The organism is Arthrobacter sp. V1I9 (assembly GCF_030817075.1).
Lineage (GTDB): Bacteria > Actinomycetota > Actinomycetes > Actinomycetales > Micrococcaceae > Arthrobacter.
This window is the reverse complement of record NZ_JAUSYU010000001.1, coordinates 920,003-943,026: the sequence shown is the minus strand read 5'-3', so window position 1 is coordinate 943,026 and position 23,024 is coordinate 920,003. Positions and strand designations below refer to the sequence as shown.

Sequence of the window (23,024 nt, the reverse complement as noted above, 5' to 3'; positions counted from 1 at the left end):
CGCCGGCGTTTCCGGCGCGCAAAAGTTCTGCCGCTACGCACGGAGGCCGGCGCACCCCGAATACGGGCCGCGCCGGCCTCTTTGCACATCGCGGGGCCTAGCTCACGCTGGAAACCTGGGAACCGCCTTCTAGGGAGCAGGGTTCCGTGCGTCGTACTGGCGGAAACCGGGCTGCAATCTGGCCGCCACCCATGCCCCGGCAATGCACAGCACCCCGCCAAGGATCAGGACCGAGCCCTCGGTCAGGATCCTGGTTCCGGCACCGGCCAGCAGGTCGCCAACCCTGGGACCGCCGGCGACCACCACGATGAACACGCCCTGGAGCCGGCCGCGAAGGTGGTCAGGCGTGGCTGCCTGCAGGATGGTGTTCCGGAAAACGCTGCTGATTGAATCGGCGATGCCGGCGAGCGCGCAGCAGAGGGCGGCGGGGAGCAGCCAGAGCGTGACCGCCCCATCAGGTGATCGCCCGGCCAGCAGCACCACCAGCCCGAAACCGGCGATCGATGCTCCCCATCCCATCACCGAGAAGACCACTGCACTCCCCTGCCACCGGACAGCGCCGAGAGGACCGGAGAACAGGCCGGCCAGGAACGCACCGACTGCGGTGGCCGCCAGCAGGACACCAACTGTTGCTTCGCCACCGCCGATCATGACAGCACCGATGGCCGGCATCAGCGCCCGCGGCTGGGCCAGGATCATGGCAATCAGGTCGATCACAAAGGTCATCCGCAGGTTCGGCCGGGTGCCCAGGAACCGGAAGCCCTCGATGACCGAACGGATGCCTGCCCCGCTCCGTTTTCCGGACGGCGGCAAGGGCGGCAGCCGGTAGACGGCCCACAGCACGACCGCGAAGCTGGCGAAGTCGAGGGTGTAGGTCCAGCCGAAACCCACCCAAGCCACCAGCACGCCGGCAAGCAAGGGTCCGGCGGTCATGGCAAGGCCGAAGGACATCATGCTGAGCGCGTTGGCAGCGGGCAGGAGTTCCTTGCGGATCAGCATGGGCAGGATGGCACTTCGGGCGGGCTGGTTTATGGCCTGCGCTCCGCTCTGCAGCGCCACCAGGAAGTACAGGACCCAGATGTTGCCCCATTGCATCCAGGACTGCAGGGCGATCAGGCCGGTGGCCAGCCACAGCACCGTCGAGGCAAGCAGCGCTACGCGCCGCCGGTCGTGGGCGTCGGCGATGGAGCCGCCCAGCAGCCCGCCGATCACCAGCGGCACCAGCGCGAAGACAGCCAGCAGGCCAACATAGAAGCTGTCCTGGGTCAGCCCGTAAATCTCCAGGCTTACTGCAACAAGGGTTAGTTGGCTTCCGACGGCGGATAAGGCCGAGCCCAGCCACAGCCGGCGGAAGTCGGGGCTCTCCTTGAGCGGCGTTATGTCAGCGAGCAATTTCCCCACCCTGCAACCCTAGTGGGGCGGATGTGATTGCTGGTTCCGGAGAGGTTAGCCGGACCTTATTGTGAGATATTCATAATAGGTGCTTCAATGGTGTCATGACAGAGCACTTTGACGGCCACGAGGCGTGGGCTGCCGCCCTGCGCGCCCATGGCCGCAGGGTGACAAAGCAGCGGCTGGCGGTCCTGGCCGCCGTCGAACGCCACCCCCATTCGCCTGCCGAAAGCATCCTTTCTGCAGCCCGCGCCGAGCTTCCGGAACTGACGGCTCAGTCCGTTTACGTGGTACTGGGGGACCTGACGGACCTGCACATGCTTCGCAGGTTCGAACCCCCGCACTCCCCCGCGCTTTACGAAACCCGTGTAGGCGACAACCACCACCACGCCATCTGCATCAGCTGCGGCCGGGTGGAAGACGTTGATTGCGCAGTGGGCCACGCCCCCTGCCTCACGCCGCACTGGGACGAGAACGCAAAGCCGATGACCATCCAGATCGCCGATGTTATGTACCAGGGCATCTGCCAGGACTGCCAGCAGTCCCAACAACTTCCTTCCAATCCTTCGTCACAAGAAATAGAGAAATAGGAGAACAATGACTGCCATTTCAACAACCCAGTCAGGTGCCCCCGTAACGTCCGACGCGCACTCGAAGTCCACCGGTGCCGACGGCGCGATCATCCTGACTGACCACTACCTGGTGGAAAAGCTCGCCCAGTTCAACCGCGAGCGGGTGCCGGAGCGCGTAGTGCACGCCAAGGGCGGCGGTGCATTCGGTACGTTCAAGACCACCGAGGACGTGTCCAAGTACACGAAGGCAGCATTCCTCCAGCCCGGCGTCGAAACCGAAATGCTGATCCGCTTCTCCTCCGTGGCCGGCGAGAACGGCTCCCCGGACACCTGGCGCGATCCCCGCGGGTTCGCCGTCAAGTTCTACACCTCCGAGGGCAACTACGACCTCGTGGGCAACAACACCCCGGTGTTCTTCATCCGCGACGGCATCAAGTTCCCGGACTTCATTCACTCGCAGAAGCGCCTGCCGGGCACCCACCTGCGCGACGCCGACATGCAGTGGGACTTCTGGACCCTGTCCCCCGAGTCCGCACACCAGGTCACCTGGCTCATGGGCGACCGCGGCCTGCCCGCCTCCTGGCGTGAGATGCAGGGCTACGGCTCACACACCTACCAGTGGATCAACGCCGAGGGCGAGCGTTTCTGGGTCAAGTACCACTTCAAGTCCAACCAGGGCGTGAACTCCATGAGCAGCGAGCAGGCCGAGCAGCTGGCCGGCTCCGATGCTGACTTCTACATCCGCGACCTGTCCGAGAACATCGAAGCCGGAAACTTCCCGTCCTGGGACCTGCACGTGCAGGTCATGCCGTACGAGGACGCCAAGACCTACCGCTTCAACCCGTTCGACCTCACCAAGGTGTGGCCGCACGGCGATTACCCGCTGATCAAGGTGGGCACCATGGAGCTGAACCGGAACCCGGAGAACTACTTCGCGCAGATCGAACAGGCCACCTTCGCGCCGTCGAACTTCGTGCCGGGCATCGCCGCCTCCCCTGACAAGATGCTGCAGGCCCGCATCTTCTCCTACGCTGACGCGCACCGCTACCGCGTGGGCACCAACCACGCCCAGATCCCGGTGAACCAGCCGAAGAACCAGGTCAACAACTACAGCCAGGACGGCCAGGGGCGCTTCCTGTACAACGCACCCTCGGTCCCCGTGTACGCCCCGAACTCCGTGGGCGGACCGGCCGCTGTTGAGCCGCAGAACCCGGCCGGCGGCTGGGAGAACGACGGCGAGCTGACCCTCGCCGCGCACTCCCTCCACACCGAGGACAGCGACTTCATCCAGGCCGGCACCCTGTACCGCGAGGTTTACGACGACGGCGCCAAAGCCCGCCTGCTCGAGACCATCACCGGCGCAGTGGGCGGCGTCAAGAGCCCCGGCATCAAGGAACGTGCCATCCAGTACTGGACCAACGTTGACGCCGAACTTGGCGCCAAGCTGCGCGCCAACCTTGGCGCGGTCGCTGTTGGCGCCGCAGGCTTTGGGTCGGCTCCGTCCTCGGACGCAGAGGCGGCTAACAAGATCGGCTGATCCAGCTGCTTCTTGAGCTTTTGAAGACCACCCCGTCACGGTTCCCGTGGCGGGGTGGTTTTTGCTTTTCCACAGAGGCGGCACTTTCCACATAAGCGCCCGGCCCATGGCCCCCGCCGGCAGCCGTCCCTAGGATCGACGCATGACAACTTTCCACGGCATACCCGCGGGCGCCTTCGAGTTCTACAAAGAGCTGCAGGATAACAACAACCGTGACTGGTGGCTGGAGCATAAGGACAGGTACCAGGAGCTGGTCCGGGGACCGATCACTCTTTTGCTTGCGGAACTGGAGCCACGGTTTGGTCCGGGCCGCATTTTCCGGCCCAACAGGGACATCCGGTTCTCCCAGGACAAATCGCCCTACAAGACGGCCCAGGGTGCTTTTGCATCCACCCAGGAAGGTATGGGCTATTACCTGCAGGTCAGCGCGGACGGGCTGCTGGTGGGCGGCGGCTACCACTCCTACACGCCTGCCCAGCTGGTGAGGTACCGCAACTCCGTTGATGCGTCCGGGACAGGAGAGTCACTCCGGCACGTCATCGACGCCGTCAGTGCTGCCGGTTTTGTGGTGGAAGGGGAACAGCTCAGAACTGTCCCGCGCGGGTACCCCCGGGACCATCCCCGGGGCGAGCTGCTGAAGCACAAGTCCCTCGCGGCCAGCACCGACCTTGGGCAACCCGCCTGGCTGGACACTCCCGCAGCAGTGCAGGAAATCGGGGCGTTGTGGGATGAGCTGCGGCCGTTGGTGGACTGGGTGGGCCGGCACGCCGCGCCTTGATCCTCAGCCGGTCGGTGCCAGCTCCATGTTGTAGGAGCGGATACGGACCACCCGCCCGTCCTCGAAGTCGTAGATGTCGCAGGACGCCACCCGGCTGATGCTGCCATCGGCCGAGAAATAGCTGGCAACACTGTCCACCACAACGCTTGCCGAAGCGACAATAACCCTCAACCGGTCAAAGGTGGTGTGCACGTCTTTGAGGTCCCGCGCCAGCGACGTGCAGACATCCACCACCGCCAGCTTGCCGGCAAGGGCTTCGCCGCCCACCAGCTCCCAGACAATGTCGTCGTCCAGCCGAGGTACTGCATCCTCAAACCGGTGGCTCGAGAAGGCCCTGGCCACCGCCTCCATCGTCGTCTCCGTCATGTCCGCTCCTTCCACGCGCTTTCGGCCCGCCCGCCTTCGGTCCACTCATTGAACTCCAAAGCCCGGCGGCCCGCACGTGCCATTCAGGCCACCTTGGGGCGGGGCAAAGCAAAACCGCCCGCTGATCAGGGATCAGCGGACGGTTTGTGTTGCCGGTGTTCAGTTCGGGCGGTGTCAGGCGCGGGTCAGTTCGTCCTCGTCGTCCTTGCCGGCTACAAGGGAGGCGCCATTGACGGCGGTGTTGGCCTCGCTGAACCGCTCGTTCAGCCGGGAGTGGCGCTGGCCGTAGGCGAAGTAGATGGCAAGGCCAATCGCCAGCCAAATGGCAAAGAAGATCCAGGTTTCAACGGCCAGGTTGGTCATCAGGTAAAGGCACAGCACGGCGGAAACAATCGGCAGGACCTTGCCGAACGGGACGCGGAAGGCAGGCTTCAGGTCCGGGCGCTTCTTGCGCAGCACGAGGATGCCAAGGCTCACCACCACAAACGCGGACAGCGTGCCGATGTTGATCATTTCCTCAAGAAGGTCCACGTTGGTCAGGCCGGCTACCAGCGCAACAGCGGCACCGCAGATGATCTGGAGCCGCACCGGGGTGGACCGCTTCTCGCTGGTCTTGGACAATGCACGCGGCAGGAGGCCGTCGCGGCTCATGGCAAGGACCACACGAGACAGGCCCATGAGGAGGACCATGATCACGGTGGTCAGGCCTACCAGCGAACCGAAGGCAATGACCTTGGCCGCGGACGTGTCACCCACTGCTTCGAAGGCGGTGGTAAGCGTGGGGCTTTCCGCCTCGGCCAGCTGGGTGTAGGACACCATGCCGGTCAGGGCCAGGGAAACCAGGATGTACAGCAGCGTCACCAGTGCAAGACCACCGAAGATACCGCGCGGCAGGGTCTTCTGCGGGTTCTTGACTTCCTCCGCAGAGGTGGCCACCACGTCGAAGCCGATGAAGGCGAAGAACACGAGTGCGGCGCCGGCAAAGATGCCGAGGGTGCCGTACTGGGCCGGGGCCGCTCCGGTGAGGAAGCCGAAGAACGACTGCTTCAGGACATCGGCCGTGCCGGTGCCGCCAGTGGGCTCGGCTGCCGGGATGAACGGGCTGTAGTTCTCGAACTTCACGTAGGTGAAGCCCACGACGATCACAAAGAGGACCACGCCGATCTTGATCAGGGTGAAGATGTTGCCCACGCGGGCGGACAGCTTGGTGCCCAGCACCAGCAGCACCGTAAACACGGCAACGATCAGGAACGCGCCCCAGTAGAGGTCCACGCCACCGACGGAGAGCGCAGCTGGGATGTCCGCGCCCATCAGGGCGAAGACCTTGCTGAGGTAGATGCCCCAGTACTTGGCGATGACCGCGGCGGCAGTGAAGAGCTCGAGGATCAGGTTCCAGCCGATGATCCAGGCAAGGAGTTCGCCCATCGTGGCGTAGGTGAAGACGTAGGCGGAGCCTGCCACGGGGATGGCGGTGGCAAACTCGGCGTAGCACATGATGGCAAGGGCGCAGGTGATGGCGGCGATCGCGAAGGACAGCGTGACGGCAGGGCCGGAAAAGTTGGCTGCTGCCTTGGCGCCCACCGAGAAGATGCCGGCGCCCACTGCAACGGCGACGCCCATGATCATGAGGTCCCAGGTGCTGAGGGAGCGCTTGAGCTTGCGTCCGGGTTCATCGGCGTCAGCCATGGACTGCTCGATAGATTTGGTCCGGAGAAGGTTCATAGGGGGATCACAATCCTGATTTCTGATGGAAACAGACCTATCAACGATAGGTCCATCCACTGGACGGTCCCAATTGTTCCGAATGGTGAGACGGCCTTCTGGCCGAACCTTGTTCTGCAAAAGCGCTTGAGGCCCCCCACCTGGAGGGCCTCAAGCGCTTACAGTTCGAATAATCAGGCAGGCCAGTCCATCAGAGTGGACCGGATCAGGAACCTCTTGCCTTCGGGCGCTTCCACCGAAAAGCCGCTGCCCCGGCCAGGCACCACGTCAACGGTCAGGTGCGTGTGGCTCCAGTAGTTGAACTGCTCCCGGGACATCCAGAACTCCAGCGGCCGGGGTTCCAGGCCATCAGAGACATCGAACAGGCCCAGCAGGACATCGGCGTCACCGGTGAGGAACTCGCCCTTCGGGTAACACATGGGCGAGGACCCGTCGCAGCACCCGCCGGACTGGTGGAACATCAGCGGCCCGTGCTGAAGCCAGAGCTTCCGCAGCAGTTCCGCGGCCGCCGGCGTGAGCGCCACCCGGGAGAAGTCCTCCCCGGGCAGCGTCACCGCGGCGTCGATTACGCTTCCGGGAACCATGGTCTAGAAGAAGCCCAGCTTGTTTTCGTTGTAGCTGACCAGCAGGTTCTTGGTCTGCTGGTAGTGGTCCAGCATCATCGCGTGGTTCTCGCGTCCGATGCCTGAGGACTTGTACCCGCCGAACGCGGCTCCGGCCGGGTAGGCGTGGTAGTTGTTGACCCATACGCGCCCGGCCTGGATCTCGCGGCCGGCGCGGTAGGCAACGTTGCCGTTGCGGGACCAGACACCCGCACCCAGCCCGTAAAGGGTGTCGTTAGCCAGGCCCATGGCGTCGCTGTAATCGCTGAACTTCGTCACCGCGACCACCGGGCCGAAAATCTCCTCCTGGAAGATCCGCATCTTGTTGTGGCCTTCGAAGACCGTCGGCTGGACGTAGTAGCCACCGGCCAGGTCGCCCGGGAGCTCGGCGCGGCCGCCCCCGGTGAGGACCTTGGCGCCCTCCTGCTTGCCGATATCGATGTAGGAGAGGATCTTTTCCAGTTGGTCATTCGAGGCCTGGGCACCCACCTGCGTTTCGGTGTCCAGCGGGTTGCCCTGGACCATCTTTTCCACCCGGGCTATGGCGTCGGCCATAAACGAGTCGTAGATGTCCTCCTGCACCAGCGCACGCGAGGGGCAGGTGCACACTTCGCCCTGGTTGAAGGCGAACAGTGCGAAGCCCTCCTGCGCCTTGTCGTAGAACGCGTCGTTGTCCTGGGCGACGTCGTTGAAGAAGATGTTCGGGCTCTTGCCGCCCAGCTCCAGGGTGACAGGAATGAGGTTCTGGCTGGCGTACTGGCTGATGAGGCGGCCGGTAGTCGTTTCGCCGGTGAATGCGATCTTGCGGATCCGGGGGCTGGAGGCCAGGGGCTTGCCCGCTTCCACGCCGAACCCGTTGACCACGTTGATGACGCCTGCCGGCAACAGGTCGCCGATGAGTTCCATCAGGACCAGGATGGACGACGGCGTCTGCTCGGCCGGCTTGAGCACCACGGCGTTGCCGGCGGCGAGTGCCGGGGCCAGTTTCCACACGGCCATCAGGATCGGGAAGTTCCAGGGGATGATCTGGCCTACAACGCCGAGCGGTTCGTGGAAGTGGTAGGCGGTGGTGTCGTCGTCGAGCTGGGACAGCCTGCCCTCCTGGGCACGGACGGCCGAGGCAAAGTAGCGGAAGTGGTCGGCCGCGAGCGGAAGGTCAGCGTTCAGGGTCTCGCGGATGGGCTTGCCGTTGTCCCAGGACTCGGCCACCGCCAGCATTTCCAGGTTCTGGTCGATCCGGTCGGCAATCTTGTTCAAAATTGCGGCGCGCTCGGCCACGGACGTTTTGCCCCACGACGGTGCAACCTTGTGCGCTGCATCCAGCGCCAACTCAATATCCTCGGCCGTGCCGCGGGCCACTTCACAGAAGGCTTTGCCCGTCACCGGCGTGATGTTCTCGAAGTACTGGCCCTTCACCGGGGCCACCCATTCCCCGCCGATCCAGTTCTCGTAGCGGTCCTTGAACGTGACCTTCGAGCCCTCGGTTCCGGGCTGTGCGTAAACAGTCATTGCTAGCTCCTTTGCTGTGCAGATCAGGCTTTCGCCAATGGAGCCAGCGTAGGAGCGGGAAGGTTGCAGCAAGGTTGCACCTTAGGCGCGCAGTTCGACTTCCAGCCGTTCCAGGTCCGCGACGACGGCGGCGCGCCTGGGCGAGCGGGCCGGAAGGAGGCGGAGCGCGGCACGGCGGACGCCGACGTCGTTCTTTGCCTCCGGAAGCTCCGCGTACCTGAGCAGCGACTCGGCGCTGCCGTCTGTCATGACTGCTTCCCGCAGCAGCGAGGACACCTTGTTCCGCAGCTCGATGACGCCCGGCGCCTCGGACCGGGGAAGCACGGCGCCACGGTAGATTTCCAGGGCGATCCGGTGGGCACCGCGCTGCAGGCAGCTCAGCACCTGGGCACTGTCCGGCACCAGGTCCAGGGGAAGGCGGTACGGGCGGGAATTCGGTACGGCGTCCGGGGCGAGTTGCTGAAGGACTTTGCGCAGGCGCACCATCTCCGCCCTCAGCGTGATGGTGGAGCCGTCCCCGGGATAAAGCAGGAGGCTGAGCTCCTCGGCGCTGAGCCCGTCGGGGTGGGTGCTCAGCAGCGCCAGGATTTCACTGTGCCGGGCAGACAGCGCTACAGTCCTGCCGCGCAGGCTCAGCAGTGCCTGGTCGCGGCCCAGCAGTTGCATGCTGTTCCGGTAGAGGCTGCCGTCCCTGGTGGTTTCGTCCGGTGAGCGGGAGGCGGTACTCTGCGAACGCCGTCGTGCCGGCCTGGTGGCGAGCTGGGCGGCATGCTGCAGGCGCTCGACGCGCAGTTGCGCCTGGGCCGCGGCCACAGTTGCCTCCACGAGGGACAGCGTGTGGGGCGCCACGGCGGTGGCCTTGCCGGTGATGTCCACGACTCCCAGCACCGCCCCCGAGTCCGGGTCGTGGAAGGGGACGGCAGTACAGCTCCAGGCGTGAACGGCCCGCTGGTAGTGCTCCGCCCCGGCGATCTGGATGCCGCGGCCCAGGGCGAGGGCAGTACCCGGCGCACTGGTGCCAACGGTGGCCTCGGACCAGTCGGCACCGGGCACGAACATCATGCCCTCGGCCCTCCTCTGCAGCGCGGGGTCACCCTCCACCCAGAGCAGCCGGCCCACCTCATCCCCTACTGCCACCAGCAGGCCGCTGTCGTGGCTGGGCTGGACCAGGAGCTTGTTGATGACCGGCATGATGGTGGCCAGCGGGTGCTGCCGGCGGTAGTCCTCCAGCTCGTCCCGGTCAATGGCCAGCGGTGCGGCAGGGTTGTCCGGGTTCGCTTTAAAGCTGGCGGACCGTTGCCAGGACTCCCTGATGAGTTTCCGCAGCGCGCCGGGGGTATCGGAAAAGCCGCCGCCGTCGAGCTGTTCATGGGCCGCCAGGGCAGCGCGCTGCAACGGCAAGCCGCCGTCGTCCTGAGTCAGGTTCCCCATCGAACTCCCCGTCGTACTTCCAGCGGGCACTGGTTCACCCCGCCGGGGCATATGTTGCAACAGTCTATCCGGCCAGTACAAGGCCGGTCCCCCGGCGTCTGCCGGCGGCAAAGGGCCCGTTGGGCCAGGTCATAGGGCTTTCTGCAATCGCTTTCGCGCTTGGAAGAGTTCCGCTCTACCACTGACACTCATATGCTGTGGTGCATGAAGGTATTGGTCACCGGCGGGGCCGGTTACATCGGATCGCACACTACGCTTTGCCTCCTCGAGGAAGGGCACGACGTGGTGGTTTTGGACAATCTGGTGAACTCGAACCTTGAGTCACTCCGCCGGGTGCAACAGCTGATTGGCAGGAGCCTGGAATTCCGGGAGCTGGACCTGATGAACGCAGAGGCTGTTAATAATCTTTTAGCCGAGGGCAGGTTCGAGGCAGTCATCCACTTCGCCGGACTAAAAGCGGTGGGGGAATCTGTCGAACAGCCGCTGCGCTACTACCAGAACAATATTGTCGGCACGCTGAACCTGCTGCATGGCATGGAAGCCCACGGGGTCCGCCGGCTGGTCTTCAGCTCCTCTGCCACCGTTTATGGGGCTTCGGAAGATGTGCCGCTGACCGAAAAAGCTCCGCTCGATGCCACGAACCCGTACGGGCGGACCAAGGAACACATCGAAGACATTCTCACTGATCTTGGTGCCGCCAACACCGACTGGAGCATCGCCCTCCTCCGGTACTTCAACCCGGTTGGCGCGCACGAAAGCGGACTGATAGGTGAAGACCCCGTGGGGGTTCCCAATAACCTACTGCCCTTTGTCGCCCAGGTTGCTGTGGGGCGCCGGGAAAAGGTCATGGTCTTCGGCAACGACTATGCAACGGCTGACGGCACTGGCGTCCGCGACTATATTCATGTGATGGACCTGGCGGCCGGTCACCTGGCGGCGCTTGGGTATCTGGCGGACCGGAAAGGGGTGTTCCGGTGGAACCTTGGCACCGGCAGGGGCTCCTCCGTTCTGGAGGTTATTGAGGCCTTTGGTGCTGCGGTGGGCCGTCCCATCCCCTACGAAATTACGGGACGGCGCCCGGGAGACTCCGCGGTCAGCTACGCTGATCCGTCTGCTGCCCTCGCCGACTTGAGCTGGGCCGCCCACCGGGATCTCAGCCAGATGTGCCAAGACCACTGGCGTTGGCAGCAGACAAACCCCCTGGGTTACTCCTCAGACGGCTAGTTGCTGCGCGTTCCGCGGGAGATACGGATCATCTCCTCGCGCGGCACCACCTTGATGCGTTCGCGCACCACGTGGTCCGTGCCTTCCGGCCCGGTCCACGCTGCACCCAGGCCTGCTTCGTGGGCGTCGAGCTTGTTCCAGCCTTCCCAAGTGGTGTATTCGATTCCGCGCTCTTCCAGCAGGTTGATGATGGCCTGCGGGTCAGGGTTCCGGGCGGGCGGCAGGGTGAGCCGGTCCTCGAGCAGGAAGCCAATGGTTTCCAAGGCGTCGCCCTTGGTGTGGCCGATCAGGCCCACGGGTCCGCGCTTGATCCAGCCGGTGGCGTAGATCCCCGGCACGGGCTTGCCTTCGGCGTCCAGCACGCGGCCGCCCTCATTGGGGATGACGCCGCGCTTGGCGTCGTACTCCAGCTCGTCCAGGGCCGAACCGTGATAACCGATTGCGCGGTAGACCGCCTGCACGGGATAGTCGATGAACTCACCCGTTCCCTTGGCGTTGCCCGTGCCGTCAAGCTGCATGCGCTCAAACTTGATCCCGCCCACCTTGCCCAACCCGCCGTCGTCGTAAATCTCAACCGGGCTGTGCAGGAAGTGCAGGTGCAGGCGGCGGGAGGAGGGGTTTTCGGACTCGGTGTGCTCCTCCACCAGCCAGTTGGTCAGCGTGTTCACCATGGTCTTGATCTGGTTGTTGCTGCGGATCGCCTCATCGGAGGCTTCATCAAACTCGAAGTCCTCCGGGTAAAGCACAATGTCCACGTCATTCATGTGGCTGAGCTCCCGCAGCTCCAAGGGCGTGAACTTCACCTGGGCCGGGCCGCGGCGGCCGAAGACGTGCACGTCCGTGACCGGCGAGGCCTTCAGGCCCTGATAAACGTTGTCCGGGATCTCGGTGGTCAGCAGTTCTTCCGGGTGCTTCACCAGCATCCGGGCCACGTCCAGGGCCACGTTGCCATTACCGATGACGGCAATTTCTTTGGCCTCCAGCGGCCACTCACGGGGAACATCGGGGTGGCCGTCGTACCAGGAAACGAAGTCAGCCCCGCCGAAGGAGCCCTGCAGGTCGATTCCGGGGATGTTCAGGTCTGCGTCCTTGATGGCACCGGTGGAGAAGATGACGGCGTCGTAGAAGGCGCGGAAATCGTGCAGGGTGAGGTCCCGGCCGTACGTCACATTGCCCAGGAACCGGATGTCGCCGCGGTCCAGGACCTTGTGGAGGGCATTGACGATCCCCTTGATCCGGGGGTGGTCCGGCGCCACGCCGTAGCGGATCAGCCCATACGGCGCAGGGTAGGCCTCGAAGAGGTCGATGCTGACCTCGAAGTCGCCGTCCGCCACGCCCCTGGACTTGGTGAGGATGTCCGCAGCGTAGACGCCGGCCGGTCCCGCGCCCACAATCGCTACGCGGAGGGGACGTGCGGGGGTGGTTTCGCCGTGGTTGGACACCTGGGACCCTTCTGACCGATGACATTGCGCGGCAGGAGCAGCGCACAATCACTTATTCTAATTGGCCGTTTCCGCGGCGCACTGCTGCCCGAAACCAATGCATTAACCGCTTTTTTCCAGCGGGACAACGTTGCCTTCGCGGTAGAGCAGCGCCCGCAGCTCCGATTCAGCCGAGTCGGGCCGCTTGGGGTCGATGGTTTCGCCCTCGTGGTAGTGGTCCAGGACGCGCGGGTCCACGTAGCTCTTGCGGGCGATCGACGGCGTGTTGCCCAGCACCTCGGACGCTTCCATCATTGCCCGGCTGATGGCCCTCTTGCGTTTGGCCGCCGTCCGCTGGGCACCGGTCCGGGCCAGGCTGGCGGCAGCTGCCACAGTGCCCCGCAGTGTGCGGAAGTCCTTGGCGGTGAAGTCCGAGCCGGTCCGCTCCTTGACGTAGGCATTAATGTCGGCGCTGGTGACGGGGCGCCAGTGCCGACCCTCCTTGTAGGCCATGAGCCTGGCGTTGGGGCCGCGGCGCTTGAGCAGGCGCAGGAGGGCGGCGAGGTCGGCGTCGCGGATTTCCGATTCCCAGTCCTTGCCGCTCTTGGCCGGAAACCTCAGGAGGATCCTGTCCTTGCGCACCTGGACGTGGGCGCAAAGCAGGGTGGCGAGCCCATGGCTGCCGTTTTCGTTGGTGTACCGCTCGGACCCCACGCGCAGGGAGCCGCTGTCCAGCATCCTGAACGCCCCGGCGAGGACGCGGTCCCGGGAGAAGCCTTCGCCGCGCAGGTCCATGGTGACCCTCCGGCGGGCGGCGGGCAGCGATTCAGCCAGCTGCAGGGCCCGGTCGAACTTCACCCGGTCCTTACGTTCCCGCCATTCGGGATGGTAAATGTACTGCCGCCGACCCACTGCATCCACCCCGGTGGCCTGGATATGGCCGTTTTCAAACGGAGCGATCCACACGTCGGTCCAGGCGGGCGGGATGCCAATGCTCTCCAGCCGCTCCCGGACATCGCCCGGCGGCAGCGTTGAACCATCGAGGTCCCGGTAGCTGAAGCCCTTGCCTGCGGCGACCCGGCGGTAACCGCGCCCCGACGCGTTGCTGCGGCGGAGCCTCATCAGGTGGCCTCTGGCCAATCGGCAAATATCATAAAAGCAAGCCTACTGACTATTTGCCGGAATACCTGCCCTGGGAATGATGTTATGGATGTCGTGCCTTCTCCCGATGGATCCCCTTCCCCTGCCCGCGTCCCTGCCCAGGCATCTCCTTCGGCGTCGCCCTCGCTGCCAGAAACGGCAACGCAGGCAGCGGCGGCAGGCACCAAGGGCGCGCCGCCCAAGGCGGTGGACAAGGAGACGACGGCGGGAGTCCTCTTTGGCATCGGGGCCTACGGACTTTGGGGGCTGCTCCCCCTGTACTTCTTCGTCCTGATGCCGGCGGGCGCCGTCGAAATTGTGGCAAACCGCGTGGTGTGGTCGCTGCTGTTCTGCGCGCTCCTCATCACCGTTACCCGCTCCTGGTCCACCCTGGGCCGCGCCCTCCGTGACCGCACTGTCTTTGGTTCACTAGCCCTGGCCGCCTTCCTGATCGCTGTCAACTGGCTGACGTACACCTACGGGGTGACCACCGGCCAGGCCGTGGAGGCGTCCCTCGGCTATTTCATTAATCCCCTGGTCTCCGTCTTACTGGGCGTCTTTGTGCTGAAGGAGAAGCTCCGCCCGCTCCAGTGGGCGGCAGTGGCCATCGGGTTCGTTGCGGTGGGCGTCCTCACGTACTCCTACGGCAAGCTGCCGTGGATCGCCCTGACCCTTGCCTTCAGCTTTGGCCTCTACGGCTTCGTTAAGAAGCGCGTCGGCCCCAAGGTGGATGCCGCCACGAGCCTCAGCGTGGAGACCATGGTGCTGGCCCCGTTTGCTGCGGTCACCATGATTTACCTTGCCGCAGCCGGAACCGCCACGCTGACCACGCAGGGCCCGGGCCACTTCTGGCTGCTGCTGGCCTCCGGTGTGATCACTGCCGTTCCCCTACTGTTCTTCGGCGCTTCGGCCCGACGGCTCCCCATGACCACCATCGGGCTGCTCCAGTATTTCGCACCCCTGCTGCAGTTCATCATCGCCCTCGTGGTTTTCCGCGAAGCGATGACCCTGGACCGCTGGATCGGGTTTGGCGTGGTCTGGGTGGCGTTGCTGGTCCTCACGGTGGATATGCTGCGGACCGCCCGCAAGAACCTGGTAGCCAAACGGACGACGCGCTCGCAGGCGGGATAGTCCCTGGCGGGATAGTTTCCGGCGGCCGGCCCGGGCTACCCGTCGACGGAGTCCTGCTTCGCTGACCAGTAGGTGGGAAGGCTGTCGTAAGGATTCGGTTCCTCGTCGTCGGTCACGAAAATTTTGCCCGCCCCCTGCTGCCGGGCTCGGTCCAACACGTCACCGAGGCGGCCCTCCGGGGCACCGCTGATAATGTGCCACACCTCGGTACGTGACTGCGTCTGAAGCCACTCCGGGGGTTGCTCGCTCGAGAAGTAACCGGCAAACGGATCCTCGAAGGTCACGATCGCATCGGCGAATTCGAAGTAGCCGCGGTCAGGGATTATCCCCGGGTTGAGAACTGCGATCCCACCGGTTCGATGGATCCCGGCGGTATAGCCTGCGTAGGTGCCGATCTCCCCTGGTGCCGAGGCCGCCTCGTCCAGGAAGATGTCATCGACGCCGTACCAATCCCGCCAGCGGTCGATATCCCGCGTCACTTCGTCGGGGTTTCGGCCGCCCCACCCCGTCATGACGTAGCCCAGCACCCGGACACCTGCATCGCGCAGAGCCCCGATGAGCCGGACATGCTCATCGGAAACCGCTGCCCCGGGCCCGTTACTGGGGTTGACGATGACGTCGCGGAGCTGTGGCGCGGCGTCGATCACCGACTCCCAGTAGGGCGCGTCGGTCGGATCTACGTAGGCGGGGACGGCGATGTGCAGAGCACCGGGCTTGGCCGGCGGTAACGGAGCAGGCGGAGCCGGATCGCCCAGCCCGCAACCGGCCAGGAGCCAGAGCAGTGCTGACACCAGCGCGGCAGCAGCCGGACGCTTGCGACCGGCTGCTGCCGGTGTCACTGTCCGTCCGCCAATCCTGCGGGCGGCCTGATCAGGACGTTGTCTGAGCAGCTGTAAATGGGGTCCGTGAGGTGGAAGGCGTCAATGTTGTAGCCCTGCAGCGCGGCCATCACCTGTGGCGTCAGGGCGTCAGCGTGCTGGAGGTCATAGCTCGTGGCTGTTTCGTAAAGGGTAATCCCCAGCTTCGCCTTGTACGCCGCCATCTTCGCCAGCTTCGGCTTGTACGTGGCCGGCGACAGGAACTGACCATCCGACAGAACGTCGTTTTCGCCCAGGTAGCCATCTCCCGGACCCATTGTGAGTGAGCGGGCCAGGACGTCGTCAGGGTTCCATGCGTTCGCCAACACGCTTAACCCCAGCGAGTGTGTGTACCTCACCACGGCGTCGAACCGTGCTCGGGTTACCCCGTAGTCGGCACCGGCGCAATCGAGGAGCACTCCACGGGCGCCGAGCCTCCGCCACGCGTCGAGACGCTCGCGCAGCTCCCCCAAGGAGTGGTTTGGCTCCCCGTCCGCAGCGCCGACTGTCACATACCCATACGGGACTCCCCCACGGGCAGCGACTCCTGCCATGATGGGAGCCGCCAAGGGATCGCCGTCCGGCGTCGCAGTGTCGTCACCGAACACCACCATTCTGTAGCCGTCGAATGCACTGATGGCGCGGGCCACTTTGCTGTGGGCGCCGTTGATGTAACTCGGCCACCCGTAGTAGATGGCAAAAGGCCACATCCTCGAGGCGTTGACCCGGTTAGGAGCGGCGCTCCTGCCGGATGTCGGAACTGTTCGCCCTGCCTCCGCTGACCCAACCGGCCCGATCAGGGTCCGCAGGAACGAGGTAATACCTGGGCCGCGCCTCCCGGGCATCACTTGGTTACCACCTTGAGTTCGTCGCCGCCTGCGTAGTCGAAGGACCCCAGCCTGACGAGTTCACGACCCGGCTCTGATATCTCCAAGGTGCCACTGCCTTTGGCCGCGTAGGGTGGCAGTTCCAAGGTTGCAGTTCCTCCAGCCCTCACCGACGTCTCACCCAGCACGGTACCTTGGCTGTCCACCAACCTCACGTCGGCGGTCTCGGGCAGACCGGTCAGCTCCAAGTCGTCATCCTCGGTGACCCAAAAGTTCTGGAACGAGGAGAAGTACGGCGTCTTCACCGCCTGCACCTCGAGGTACGGCTGGTACGGTGCCTGGATGTCCATCTCGAGCTGGTCGGAGTGGAACACCTGTTCCTCGCCGAACCAGACTGTCAGCGTTCGCCGGCCGTCCGTGCGGAGGGTGATATCCCGGGTGTCCGGCTCGTCCACCGACGGCTCCGTGCTGTAGTAGTTGATGTACTCGGCGTTCCGCACGTGCCCGTACATGTACCCCACCCTCCAAGAGGTCATTCCCTCTGTGCTGTCGGCCGACAGAACGATGAAGTTGATCAGGCCGGTGATCTTGGTGGAGGCAGTCTGCACTGCGAAGACGGCTTGGCCGACTTCCTTGGCGGACTGGATCTGTCCGGGCTGTTTCGACATGCGCACATGGAAAACGCTGGACTCCGGATATGCATCGTGGGTAACCGCAAAAAAGCCGTTATGGGCTTCGGCATGGGGCATGGGCTCCACGCCCACCTGGAGGCCGTCGTCGGTGGCGCGCACGAACGCCAGCGCAGGATCGGTGTCACCATTGAACTCGTAGGTGTCCTGCACCTCCCGCGCCGCAATGGCCCGGTCGAAGGGGTTGTCCATGAGGATGCCTTCCGCAGTTCGGTGGAGCTGCCACTGACCCGATGAGGCCAGGACCGTTCCATCTTCGTTCAACACGCTGCTGGCGGTTGCGGCGCCGGCAGCGGTCAGCCCGAGGGCGGCCACGATAGCGACAATGGTCTTGGAAATTTTCATCAGAACGCCCTGAAGTAGCTGAGGTCGAATCGCCGGAACATGCGGTAGGTGGCAAACGTCGTCGCAATGGCGAACACTGTTGAACCGGTCACCAACCCGGTAACGGGGCCCATAATGTCGTCCCATAGATACGAAAGTACGAGTCCTAAGGCGAGGGACACCGCCGCTGCGGCCCATACGACGGCCGCAGGCAGTCGCGCCCTGCCCAGGCTGAACAACTGCCCGGTGTTGAAGGCTCCAATCCCCAACAACAAGTAGCCCACCAGGGAAGCGGTGTACACATCCTTGGCCAACTGGAGGTGTACGGTCAGCAGGCTCACCGTGGCGAGCCAGTCTGTGGCAGCCAACAGCAGTGCACCGCTGAGCGCCCCGACGAGCACGGTCATCACCAGGTGCCGGCGGTAGAAAGCGAGCATCACCCGGTTAATTCCCTCGCTGCCGGAGATCCTGTGCCGTCTCATCTCGCGCCGAACAGTGGCCGGCAGCAGGTAACCTGCGGCAATCGCGTAGGTGAGTGTCGGAACAAGGACGAGCAGGCCCGTCCCGACACCGACCTGGTAAAGCCCGTTGTAGTTGAACGTCCCCATCCATAAGCCTCCTGCGACGAGCTGATCAATCACGAGGAGCACAAAGAATCCTGTTCCGTAGGCCCAGAAAGGCCGAACTGACCGCGCCACCGGTCCAAGCCGCGGTGAAAGGACCTGCCGGTCATCCGCTCCCGTGTCGTCGTCCGCCTCCACGGGCGGTGCGGCAAGCCGCCGCAGGACACGAACGTCAAACAGCACGGCCACAATCACCGCCGTCCACAAGGCAGCGAACTGGACCCATTGGGCGGTAAAAAGGTTGATGTAGTTTCCATGGATGATCATCAACCCGCCGACTATGGAAACGAGCCCGCCGGCGCCGGCTGCAATAACCACTTCCCGCAGCGCCCGGGCGAGATAGAGTGGCGAAAAGGCCAGAAGCAAGACACCTATGGAGAGTCCGAAGAACAGGAATGACCGGTTCGCCGCAGGTGTATACGCTTGCAGCCCATACTCCAGAATCAGATAACCGCCCCCGATTACCACGAGTAATGCCGCCAGGCCCGCTCCCAGCGTCCAACGCAAGGCCCAGCGCAGCAGGGTTTCGCTGTGTTGCAAGGAATAGAACAGCCCTCTCCGTGCGAACGCCTGCATAAACCCACCGGTAACGATCAGGGCCGCGAACAAAGCCAGGCTGACGGTAGTAGAAAACATTTGCGGGGTGATTGTGGACCAGAAGGACACCCGCGCGATAAGCAGCGCAACGACGGCGATGATCCACGGCGCTGAATAGAGCAGCGATCGGGCGAGTAGCCCCAGGCTCATCCGGTCGGGTCCAGGCGAAGGTTCGGGTGCGTGGTCGACAGTGCCGACCGGCGGCTCATCCACAGGCCCGCCGTAGAGCGGCAAGAGTGACGTTACCTTCTCGGCGAGCTCGAAAACATCCCGGCACCCCAGCTCACGCGCGCGCTGGTCGCTGTAGCCCAGGGTCGCGAGGATCACTGCCACTTCAAAGGCATCCTGCGCTTGGCGGGTCCGCCCCGCAACAGAACGCGCCTCGGCGTGCAGGTCCGGGCCCAGTTCGTCGAAACCCATGGTGAAGTCATTCAGGGAGCGGCCCTCAGGCAACGTAGTCATGGGCAACCTCCAAGTAGAGGGAACGGTACGCCTCAAGGAAGCGCTCCTGTGAGAACAACTCGACAGCACGCTCCCGGAACTCCGCACCGATCGCGGCGCGTTGCGCGGGTGTCTGCCGGAAAAGGGCGACGAGTGCATCCGCCAATGCCTGCGGATTCTGCGGCTCAACGAGCAACTCGGGGCGGTTCAATGCCTCGGGTACGCCGCCAACTGCAGTCGCAACGACCGGTCGGCCGGTACACATCGCCTCGACCACGGTGTAGGGAAAGCCCTCGGACACCGAGCAGAGCACCACAACATCCGACTCCTGGTAGGCCAGGACCGGGTCGTTTGTAGCCCCTTCGAACACGACGTTATCCTCAAGCTGCAGGGTTGCCACGGCCAGCCGGCAACGCTGGGCATACCGGCGGTCATCCTCAGGGCCGTAGATCCGCAGGAGCACGTCAGGGATCTCGCGGCGGACCAGGTGGAGGGCGTTGATGAGCCCCAGGATGTCCTTGAGCGGCTCGATGCGACCGACGTAGGCAATCGTCGGCCTGTCCAGCTCGACCTCCCGCGGAACGAACTCGTCAGGATTGACCCCGTTATGAACCACCTGCAGGCTGGCGGGATCAGCGCCCAACTCATACTCCCAGTTGGTGTTGTACGCACAGACCGGCAGGACGACGTCGGCATGCGTGTAGGCGCAACGGGCAATGGCCCGGTAGAGATTGCCCAGCAGCACCTTTCGTAGGAGTGGCGTGTCGTTTCGGACCAGATGAAGCACACGTTCCCGTACGTAGACCCCGTGCTCGGTCAGGAGCAGTGGGACGCCACGGTTCAGCTTGGCGGCGAGTGCAGGCAGCGCGCAGAGCGCAGCCCCGGACGTATGCGCTACGTCCACGTCAGGCAGGGGAACTGCCAGCGGCGTCAGGTAGCGATATAGGGAACGGGCGAAGTCGATGGCGTCGGCCATGGAGATGTCGGTGAGGAGCGGATGCTCGCTGAGCCGGGCGCGCACCAATTGCCAGCATCGAGGGTCACGCAATCCCTCATGCAGATCGTTGGTTTCGCAGTACCTGGCTATGTCAGCGATGGCTGCACCGAGGGCCCTGGGTTCCCTGGTCTCCAGGAGGTGTCCGATCAACTCCTCGTATGCCGGCAGGAGCAGCTCGACCAGTGCCTTTTCCCGTGACTTTCCCCGCAGTGAGTTCCGTCGTCGGGTCTTGGGATCCGGCTGGACATACTCGTCCACCTTCTCCGTTCCCCATAACGGGATTGGCACGATGCTGGTGTTCTCCGGGACGTTGAAAGCGCGGGTCACATCGGGGCCGCCGATGACCGCAGCCACCACAAACTCATGCTCGGGCAGCCCATTCACCAGTTCATGTGCCCACGTTGACACTCCGCCTTGATAGTAGGGGTAGGTTCCCTCGGTGGTCAGTAGGATCTTCATGATGGCGTCATAGCGCCTTCGTCAAGAGCACGGGTGTGGCCGGACACCATGCGGGCCTGCTCGATGCACCAGGCCGCCCTGTCCAACTGCTGCAGCTGGAGGAAGCACTTGGCCGCCGAGATCCATGCCTGATGCGTGGCGTCCTGTGCGAGCACGCTGCGCTCCGCTGCACTCGTGTAGGCCGCTGCGGCACGCTCGAGCAGCTGGTCGCACTGCTCTGCCATCCCCTGCAAACGGGCCTCCTCTGAGGCCGTCCGGAACGCAATTGCGGCGCGGCCGTGGCTGCCCTGCATGGAGCGTGCCTCCGCTTCCTCGACGAAGCAGGCGATGGCCCTCTCATGGTTTCCGGCCCGGGCCGCCACACGCCCTTCGTCCCACAGATCTGCGTCCGGGGCGACTGCCGGGGACGCTTGCTCAGGAATTGATTCCGGCCGTGCGGCATGGAGGTCGGTGTTGCCGAAAAAGCGCCGGCCGCGATGGTGCTTTTTGTCCTCAAGAGTCGAACGCGTGGCGGCAGCGTGGACGGTCCGGTCCTCGGTTCCCGTGGATAGCTGAGTCATGGCAATTCCCCTGTCTTTAGCAACATGCTGTCCGTGGCTTGGCGCCGGCCCTTCCCCTCCACGCAAGCAGCGGCCCCGGCGTCCAGTGGTATCGCCACTGGGGGATAGTCAGGTTCGAAGCGTTTCATCGGCTCTCCTCAACTAGGGGCTTTCGGCTGCCGCTGCGTGGCTCGCCGATACGTCCAAGTTACGAGGAGTGGTTGACGCTCAACACGAGTACCCGGTACTTCAATGAGAGCCTTAGGGATACTTACGAGCACTCTCTCGTTTAGCGGGGTGGTTGGGTACTTCCCGCGTATAAAAGGGGGGGGAATTAGGTAGTTGACAGGTTGACGTTAGGGGCAGGGTAGGTGTTCCCGGAGGGGTTGCTGCACAAAAGAAGGCGGCACCCCGGTACTGGGGGTGCCGCCTCTGTCTCGTTTACTTGGCTGGAACTTCGCCAGCGTTTATGCGTTGGCCTTGATGGCCGCGGCCAGGACATCCAGTCCGTCGTTCAGCAGTTCGTCGGTGATGACGAGTGGCGGCAGGAGCCGGATGACGTTGCCGTAGGTGCCGCAGGTGAGGATGATGACGCCTTCCTTGAGGCAGGCGGCGGCAACAGCTTTGGTGAGTTCCGGGTTCGGTTCCTTGGAGCCGGCCTGGACCAGTTCGATCGCCAGCATGGCACCGCGGCCGCGGACGTCGCCGATCACGGCAGAGTCGGACCCGGCCAGCTCGGTCTGCAGTTCACGCAGCCGGGTGGTGGCCACCGCTTCAATGTGCCGGGCACGGCCGGCGAGGTCGTATTCCTCCATGGAGCCGATGGAGGCCAGCGCGGCAGCACACGCCACCGGGTTGCCGCCATAGGTGCCGCCCAGGCCGCCCGGGTGGACGGCGTCGAGCAGGTCTGCCCGGCCGGTGATGGCGGACAGCGGCATGCCGCCGGCGATTCCCTTGGCAAGGGTCATGATGTCCGGGATGACGCCCTCGTGGTTGACGGCGAACCATTCACCGGTGCGGCAGAAACCGGACTGGACCTCGTCGGCGATAAAGACGATGCCCTTCTCCTTGGCCCATTCGGCCAGCGCCGGGAGGAAGCCCTCGGCCGGGACGATGAAGCCGCCCTCGCCCTGGATGGGCTCGATGATGATCGCGGCAACCTGGTCTCCGCCGATCTGCTTCTCGATCATGGTGATGGCGCGTTTGGCGGCCTCGGCGCCGGTGATCTCCGGGTTTTCCTCGCGGTACGGGTAGCTCATGGGCATGCGGTAGACCTCGGGCGCGAACGGGCCGAAGTTGGTCTTGTACGGCATGGCCTTGGCGGTCAGCGCCATGGTGAGGTTGGTGCGGCCGTGGTAGGCGTGGTCGAAAGCCACGACGGCGTCGCGGCCGGTGGCCAGGCGGGCCACCTTGATGGCGTTCTCCACTGCCTCGGCGCCGGAGTTGAAGAGGACGGTGCGCTTTTCGTGGTCGCCCGGGGTGAGGCGGTTCAGCTGCTCGGCCACTGCGACGTAGCCTTCGTACGGGGTGACCATAAAGCAGGTGTGCGTGAAGTGCTCCACGGCTTCCTTCACGGCCCCTACGACGGCGGGATCCGAGGCCCCGACGCTGGTCACGGCGATGCCGGAGCCCAGGTCAATGAAGGAGTTGCCGTCGACGTCCTGGATGATGCCGCCGTCGGCGTCGGCAACATAGACCGGGACGCCGGACGCGACGCCCGCGGCGACCACGGCCTTGCGCCGCTCGGCCAGGGCCAGCGACTTGGGGCCCGGGAAGTCGGCTTGGATGCGCCGCTTTTGCTCGAGGCGGAAGGTGATGTCTGATGCGGTGGTGGTCATGGTGTTTC

The 23,024-nt window shown here is 64.4% G+C and carries 20 protein-coding genes; 5 read left to right on the top strand and 15 right to left on the bottom strand.

Going from position 1 to position 23,024, the window contains the following annotated elements:
• Window positions 1-129: 129 nt before the first annotated feature.
• Window positions 130-1,401: an MFS transporter gene (locus tag QFZ70_RS04420; protein WP_307094278.1), complete on the bottom strand. Its 1,272-nt coding sequence runs from the start codon at window positions 1,399-1,401 to the stop codon at window positions 130-132.
• Window positions 1,402-1,496: 95 nt separating this feature from the next.
• Between QFZ70_RS04420 and QFZ70_RS04415 the strand changes: the two genes are divergently transcribed.
• The 3 genes from QFZ70_RS04415 (at window position 1,497) to QFZ70_RS04405 (ending at window position 4,279) form a co-directional block, all read left to right on the top strand.
• Window positions 1,497-1,982 (top strand): Fur family transcriptional regulator, encoded by a 486-nt coding sequence (locus QFZ70_RS04415; RefSeq protein WP_307094277.1) that lies wholly within the window; start codon window positions 1,497-1,499, stop codon window positions 1,980-1,982.
• A 7-nt stretch (window positions 1,983-1,989) separates the two neighbouring features.
• Window positions 1,990-3,501 (top strand): catalase, encoded by a 1,512-nt coding sequence (locus tag QFZ70_RS04410; RefSeq protein ID WP_307094276.1) that lies wholly within the window; start codon window positions 1,990-1,992, stop codon window positions 3,499-3,501.
• Window positions 3,502-3,643: 142 nt separating this feature from the next.
• Window positions 3,644-4,279, top strand: a complete 636-nt coding sequence (locus QFZ70_RS04405) for a DUF2461 domain-containing protein (protein ID WP_307094275.1) — start codon at window positions 3,644-3,646, stop codon at window positions 4,277-4,279.
• A gap of 3 nt (window positions 4,280-4,282) precedes the next feature.
• Here the strand turns inward: QFZ70_RS04405 and QFZ70_RS04400 are convergent, their stop codons facing one another.
• From QFZ70_RS04400 to QFZ70_RS04380, 5 genes are all read right to left on the bottom strand, one after another.
• Complete coding sequence (locus QFZ70_RS04400; protein ID WP_307094274.1) at window positions 4,283-4,645, bottom strand: nuclear transport factor 2 family protein; 363 nt, start codon at window positions 4,643-4,645, stop codon at window positions 4,283-4,285.
• A 174-nt stretch (window positions 4,646-4,819) separates the two neighbouring features.
• Window positions 4,820-6,367, bottom strand: coding sequence for an amino acid permease (locus QFZ70_RS04395; protein ID WP_307094273.1), 1,548 nt, complete (start codon window positions 6,365-6,367; stop codon window positions 4,820-4,822).
• 173 nt (window positions 6,368-6,540) lie between these two features.
• A complete protein-coding gene (locus QFZ70_RS04390) occupies window positions 6,541-6,951 on the bottom strand; it encodes a DUF779 domain-containing protein (RefSeq protein ID WP_307094272.1) in 411 nt (136 codons plus the stop codon).
• 3 nt (window positions 6,952-6,954) lie between these two features.
• A complete protein-coding gene (locus QFZ70_RS04385; protein WP_307094271.1) occupies window positions 6,955-8,478 on the bottom strand; it encodes an aldehyde dehydrogenase family protein in 1,524 nt (507 codons plus the stop codon).
• An 81-nt stretch (window positions 8,479-8,559) separates the two neighbouring features.
• Entirely contained in the window at window positions 8,560-9,909 is a 1,350-nt protein-coding gene (locus QFZ70_RS04380) for a GAF domain-containing protein (protein ID WP_307094270.1), read from the bottom strand.
• Window positions 9,910-10,113: 204 nt separating this feature from the next.
• On the opposite strand from QFZ70_RS04380, the gene galE reads away from it, so the two are divergent.
• Window positions 10,114-11,133 carry a UDP-glucose 4-epimerase GalE gene (gene galE / locus QFZ70_RS04375; protein ID WP_307094269.1) on the top strand — a complete coding sequence of 340 codons (1,020 nt, stop codon included), beginning with the start codon at window positions 10,114-10,116 and terminating at the stop codon, window positions 11,131-11,133.
• Here the strand turns inward: galE and QFZ70_RS04370 are convergent.
• Together QFZ70_RS04370 and QFZ70_RS04365 are read right to left on the bottom strand one after the other, a co-directional pair.
• Window positions 11,130-12,575, bottom strand: a complete 1,446-nt coding sequence (locus QFZ70_RS04370) for an FAD-dependent oxidoreductase (protein WP_307094268.1) — start codon at window positions 12,573-12,575, stop codon at window positions 11,130-11,132. The genes galE and QFZ70_RS04370 overlap by 4 nt on opposite strands.
• A gap of 102 nt (window positions 12,576-12,677) precedes the next feature.
• A complete protein-coding gene (locus QFZ70_RS04365) occupies window positions 12,678-13,676 on the bottom strand; it encodes a DNA topoisomerase IB (RefSeq protein WP_307094267.1) in 999 nt (332 codons plus the stop codon).
• An 84-nt stretch (window positions 13,677-13,760) separates the two neighbouring features.
• Here QFZ70_RS04365 and rarD point away from each other — a divergent pair, with 84 nt between their 5' ends.
• Complete coding sequence (gene rarD / locus QFZ70_RS04360) at window positions 13,761-14,825, top strand: EamA family transporter RarD (protein ID WP_307094266.1); 1,065 nt, start codon at window positions 13,761-13,763, stop codon at window positions 14,823-14,825.
• 35 nt (window positions 14,826-14,860) lie between these two features.
• Here rarD and QFZ70_RS04355 read toward each other — a convergent pair whose 3' ends face one another.
• The 7 genes from QFZ70_RS04355 to gabT all read right to left on the bottom strand — a co-directional run bounded on the left by QFZ70_RS04355 (window position 14,861) and on the right by gabT (window position 23,016).
• Window positions 14,861-15,664 carry a spherulation-specific family 4 protein gene (locus QFZ70_RS04355; protein ID WP_307094265.1) on the bottom strand — a complete coding sequence of 268 codons (804 nt, stop codon included), beginning with the start codon at window positions 15,662-15,664 and terminating at the stop codon, window positions 14,861-14,863.
• Window positions 15,661-16,392: a hypothetical protein gene (locus QFZ70_RS04350; RefSeq protein WP_307094264.1), complete on the bottom strand. Its 732-nt coding sequence runs from the start codon at window positions 16,390-16,392 to the stop codon at window positions 15,661-15,663. The genes QFZ70_RS04355 and QFZ70_RS04350 overlap by 4 nt, the downstream gene beginning before the upstream one ends.
• 134 nt (window positions 16,393-16,526) lie before the next feature.
• Window positions 16,527-17,543, bottom strand: a complete 1,017-nt coding sequence (locus QFZ70_RS04345; protein ID WP_307094263.1) for a hypothetical protein — start codon at window positions 17,541-17,543, stop codon at window positions 16,527-16,529.
• Complete coding sequence (locus tag QFZ70_RS04340) at window positions 17,543-19,204, bottom strand: hypothetical protein (RefSeq protein WP_307094262.1); 1,662 nt, start codon at window positions 19,202-19,204, stop codon at window positions 17,543-17,545. The genes QFZ70_RS04345 and QFZ70_RS04340 overlap by 1 nt, the downstream gene beginning before the upstream one ends.
• Window positions 19,188-20,639 (bottom strand): GT4 family glycosyltransferase PelF, encoded by a 1,452-nt coding sequence (gene pelF, locus QFZ70_RS04335; protein WP_307094261.1) that lies wholly within the window; start codon window positions 20,637-20,639, stop codon window positions 19,188-19,190. Before pelF ends, QFZ70_RS04340 begins: the two co-directional genes overlap by 17 nt.
• Window positions 20,636-21,199 carry a hypothetical protein gene (locus QFZ70_RS04330; protein ID WP_307094260.1) on the bottom strand — a complete coding sequence of 188 codons (564 nt, stop codon included), beginning with the start codon at window positions 21,197-21,199 and terminating at the stop codon, window positions 20,636-20,638. Before QFZ70_RS04330 ends, pelF begins: the two co-directional genes overlap by 4 nt.
• A gap of 446 nt (window positions 21,200-21,645) precedes the next feature.
• Complete coding sequence (gene gabT, locus QFZ70_RS04325; protein WP_307094259.1) at window positions 21,646-23,016, bottom strand: 4-aminobutyrate--2-oxoglutarate transaminase; 1,371 nt, start codon at window positions 23,014-23,016, stop codon at window positions 21,646-21,648.
• Between the last annotated feature and the right edge of the window lie 8 nt (window positions 23,017-23,024).

Coding starts and splice junctions, on each gene's coding strand:
- QFZ70_RS04415 (WP_307094277.1), top strand. CDS start 1,497: ATGACAGAGCACTTTGACGGCCACGAGGCGTGGGCTGCCGCCCTGCGC.
- QFZ70_RS04410 (WP_307094276.1), top strand. CDS start 1,990: ATGACTGCCATTTCAACAACCCAGTCAGGTGCCCCCGTAACGTCCGAC.
- QFZ70_RS04405 (WP_307094275.1), top strand. CDS start 3,644: ATGACAACTTTCCACGGCATACCCGCGGGCGCCTTCGAGTTCTACAAA.
- QFZ70_RS04400 (WP_307094274.1), bottom strand. CDS start 4,645: ATGACGGAGACGACGATGGAGGCGGTGGCCAGGGCCTTCTCGAGCCAC.
- QFZ70_RS04395 (WP_307094273.1), bottom strand. CDS start 6,367: ATGAACCTTCTCCGGACCAAATCTATCGAGCAGTCCATGGCTGACGCC.
- QFZ70_RS04390 (WP_307094272.1), bottom strand. CDS start 6,951: ATGGTTCCCGGAAGCGTAATCGACGCCGCGGTGACGCTGCCCGGGGAG.
- QFZ70_RS04385 (WP_307094271.1), bottom strand. CDS start 8,478: ATGACTGTTTACGCACAGCCCGGAACCGAGGGCTCGAAGGTCACGTTC.
- QFZ70_RS04380 (WP_307094270.1), bottom strand. CDS start 9,909: ATGGGGAACCTGACTCAGGACGACGGCGGCTTGCCGTTGCAGCGCGCT.
- galE (WP_307094269.1), top strand. CDS start 10,114: ATGAAGGTATTGGTCACCGGCGGGGCCGGTTACATCGGATCGCACACT.
- QFZ70_RS04365 (WP_307094267.1), bottom strand. CDS start 13,676: ATGAGGCTCCGCCGCAGCAACGCGTCGGGGCGCGGTTACCGCCGGGTC.
- rarD (WP_307094266.1), top strand. CDS start 13,761: ATGGATGTCGTGCCTTCTCCCGATGGATCCCCTTCCCCTGCCCGCGTC.
- QFZ70_RS04350 (WP_307094264.1), bottom strand. CDS start 16,392: ATGTGGCCTTTTGCCATCTACTACGGGTGGCCGAGTTACATCAACGGC.
- QFZ70_RS04345 (WP_307094263.1), bottom strand. CDS start 17,543: ATGAAAATTTCCAAGACCATTGTCGCTATCGTGGCCGCCCTCGGGCTG.
- QFZ70_RS04340 (WP_307094262.1), bottom strand. CDS start 19,204: ATGACTACGTTGCCTGAGGGCCGCTCCCTGAATGACTTCACCATGGGT.
- pelF (WP_307094261.1), bottom strand. CDS start 20,639: ATGAAGATCCTACTGACCACCGAGGGAACCTACCCCTACTATCAAGGC.
- QFZ70_RS04330 (WP_307094260.1), bottom strand. CDS start 21,199: ATGACTCAGCTATCCACGGGAACCGAGGACCGGACCGTCCACGCTGCC.
- gabT (WP_307094259.1), bottom strand. CDS start 23,016: ATGACCACCACCGCATCAGACATCACCTTCCGCCTCGAGCAAAAGCGG.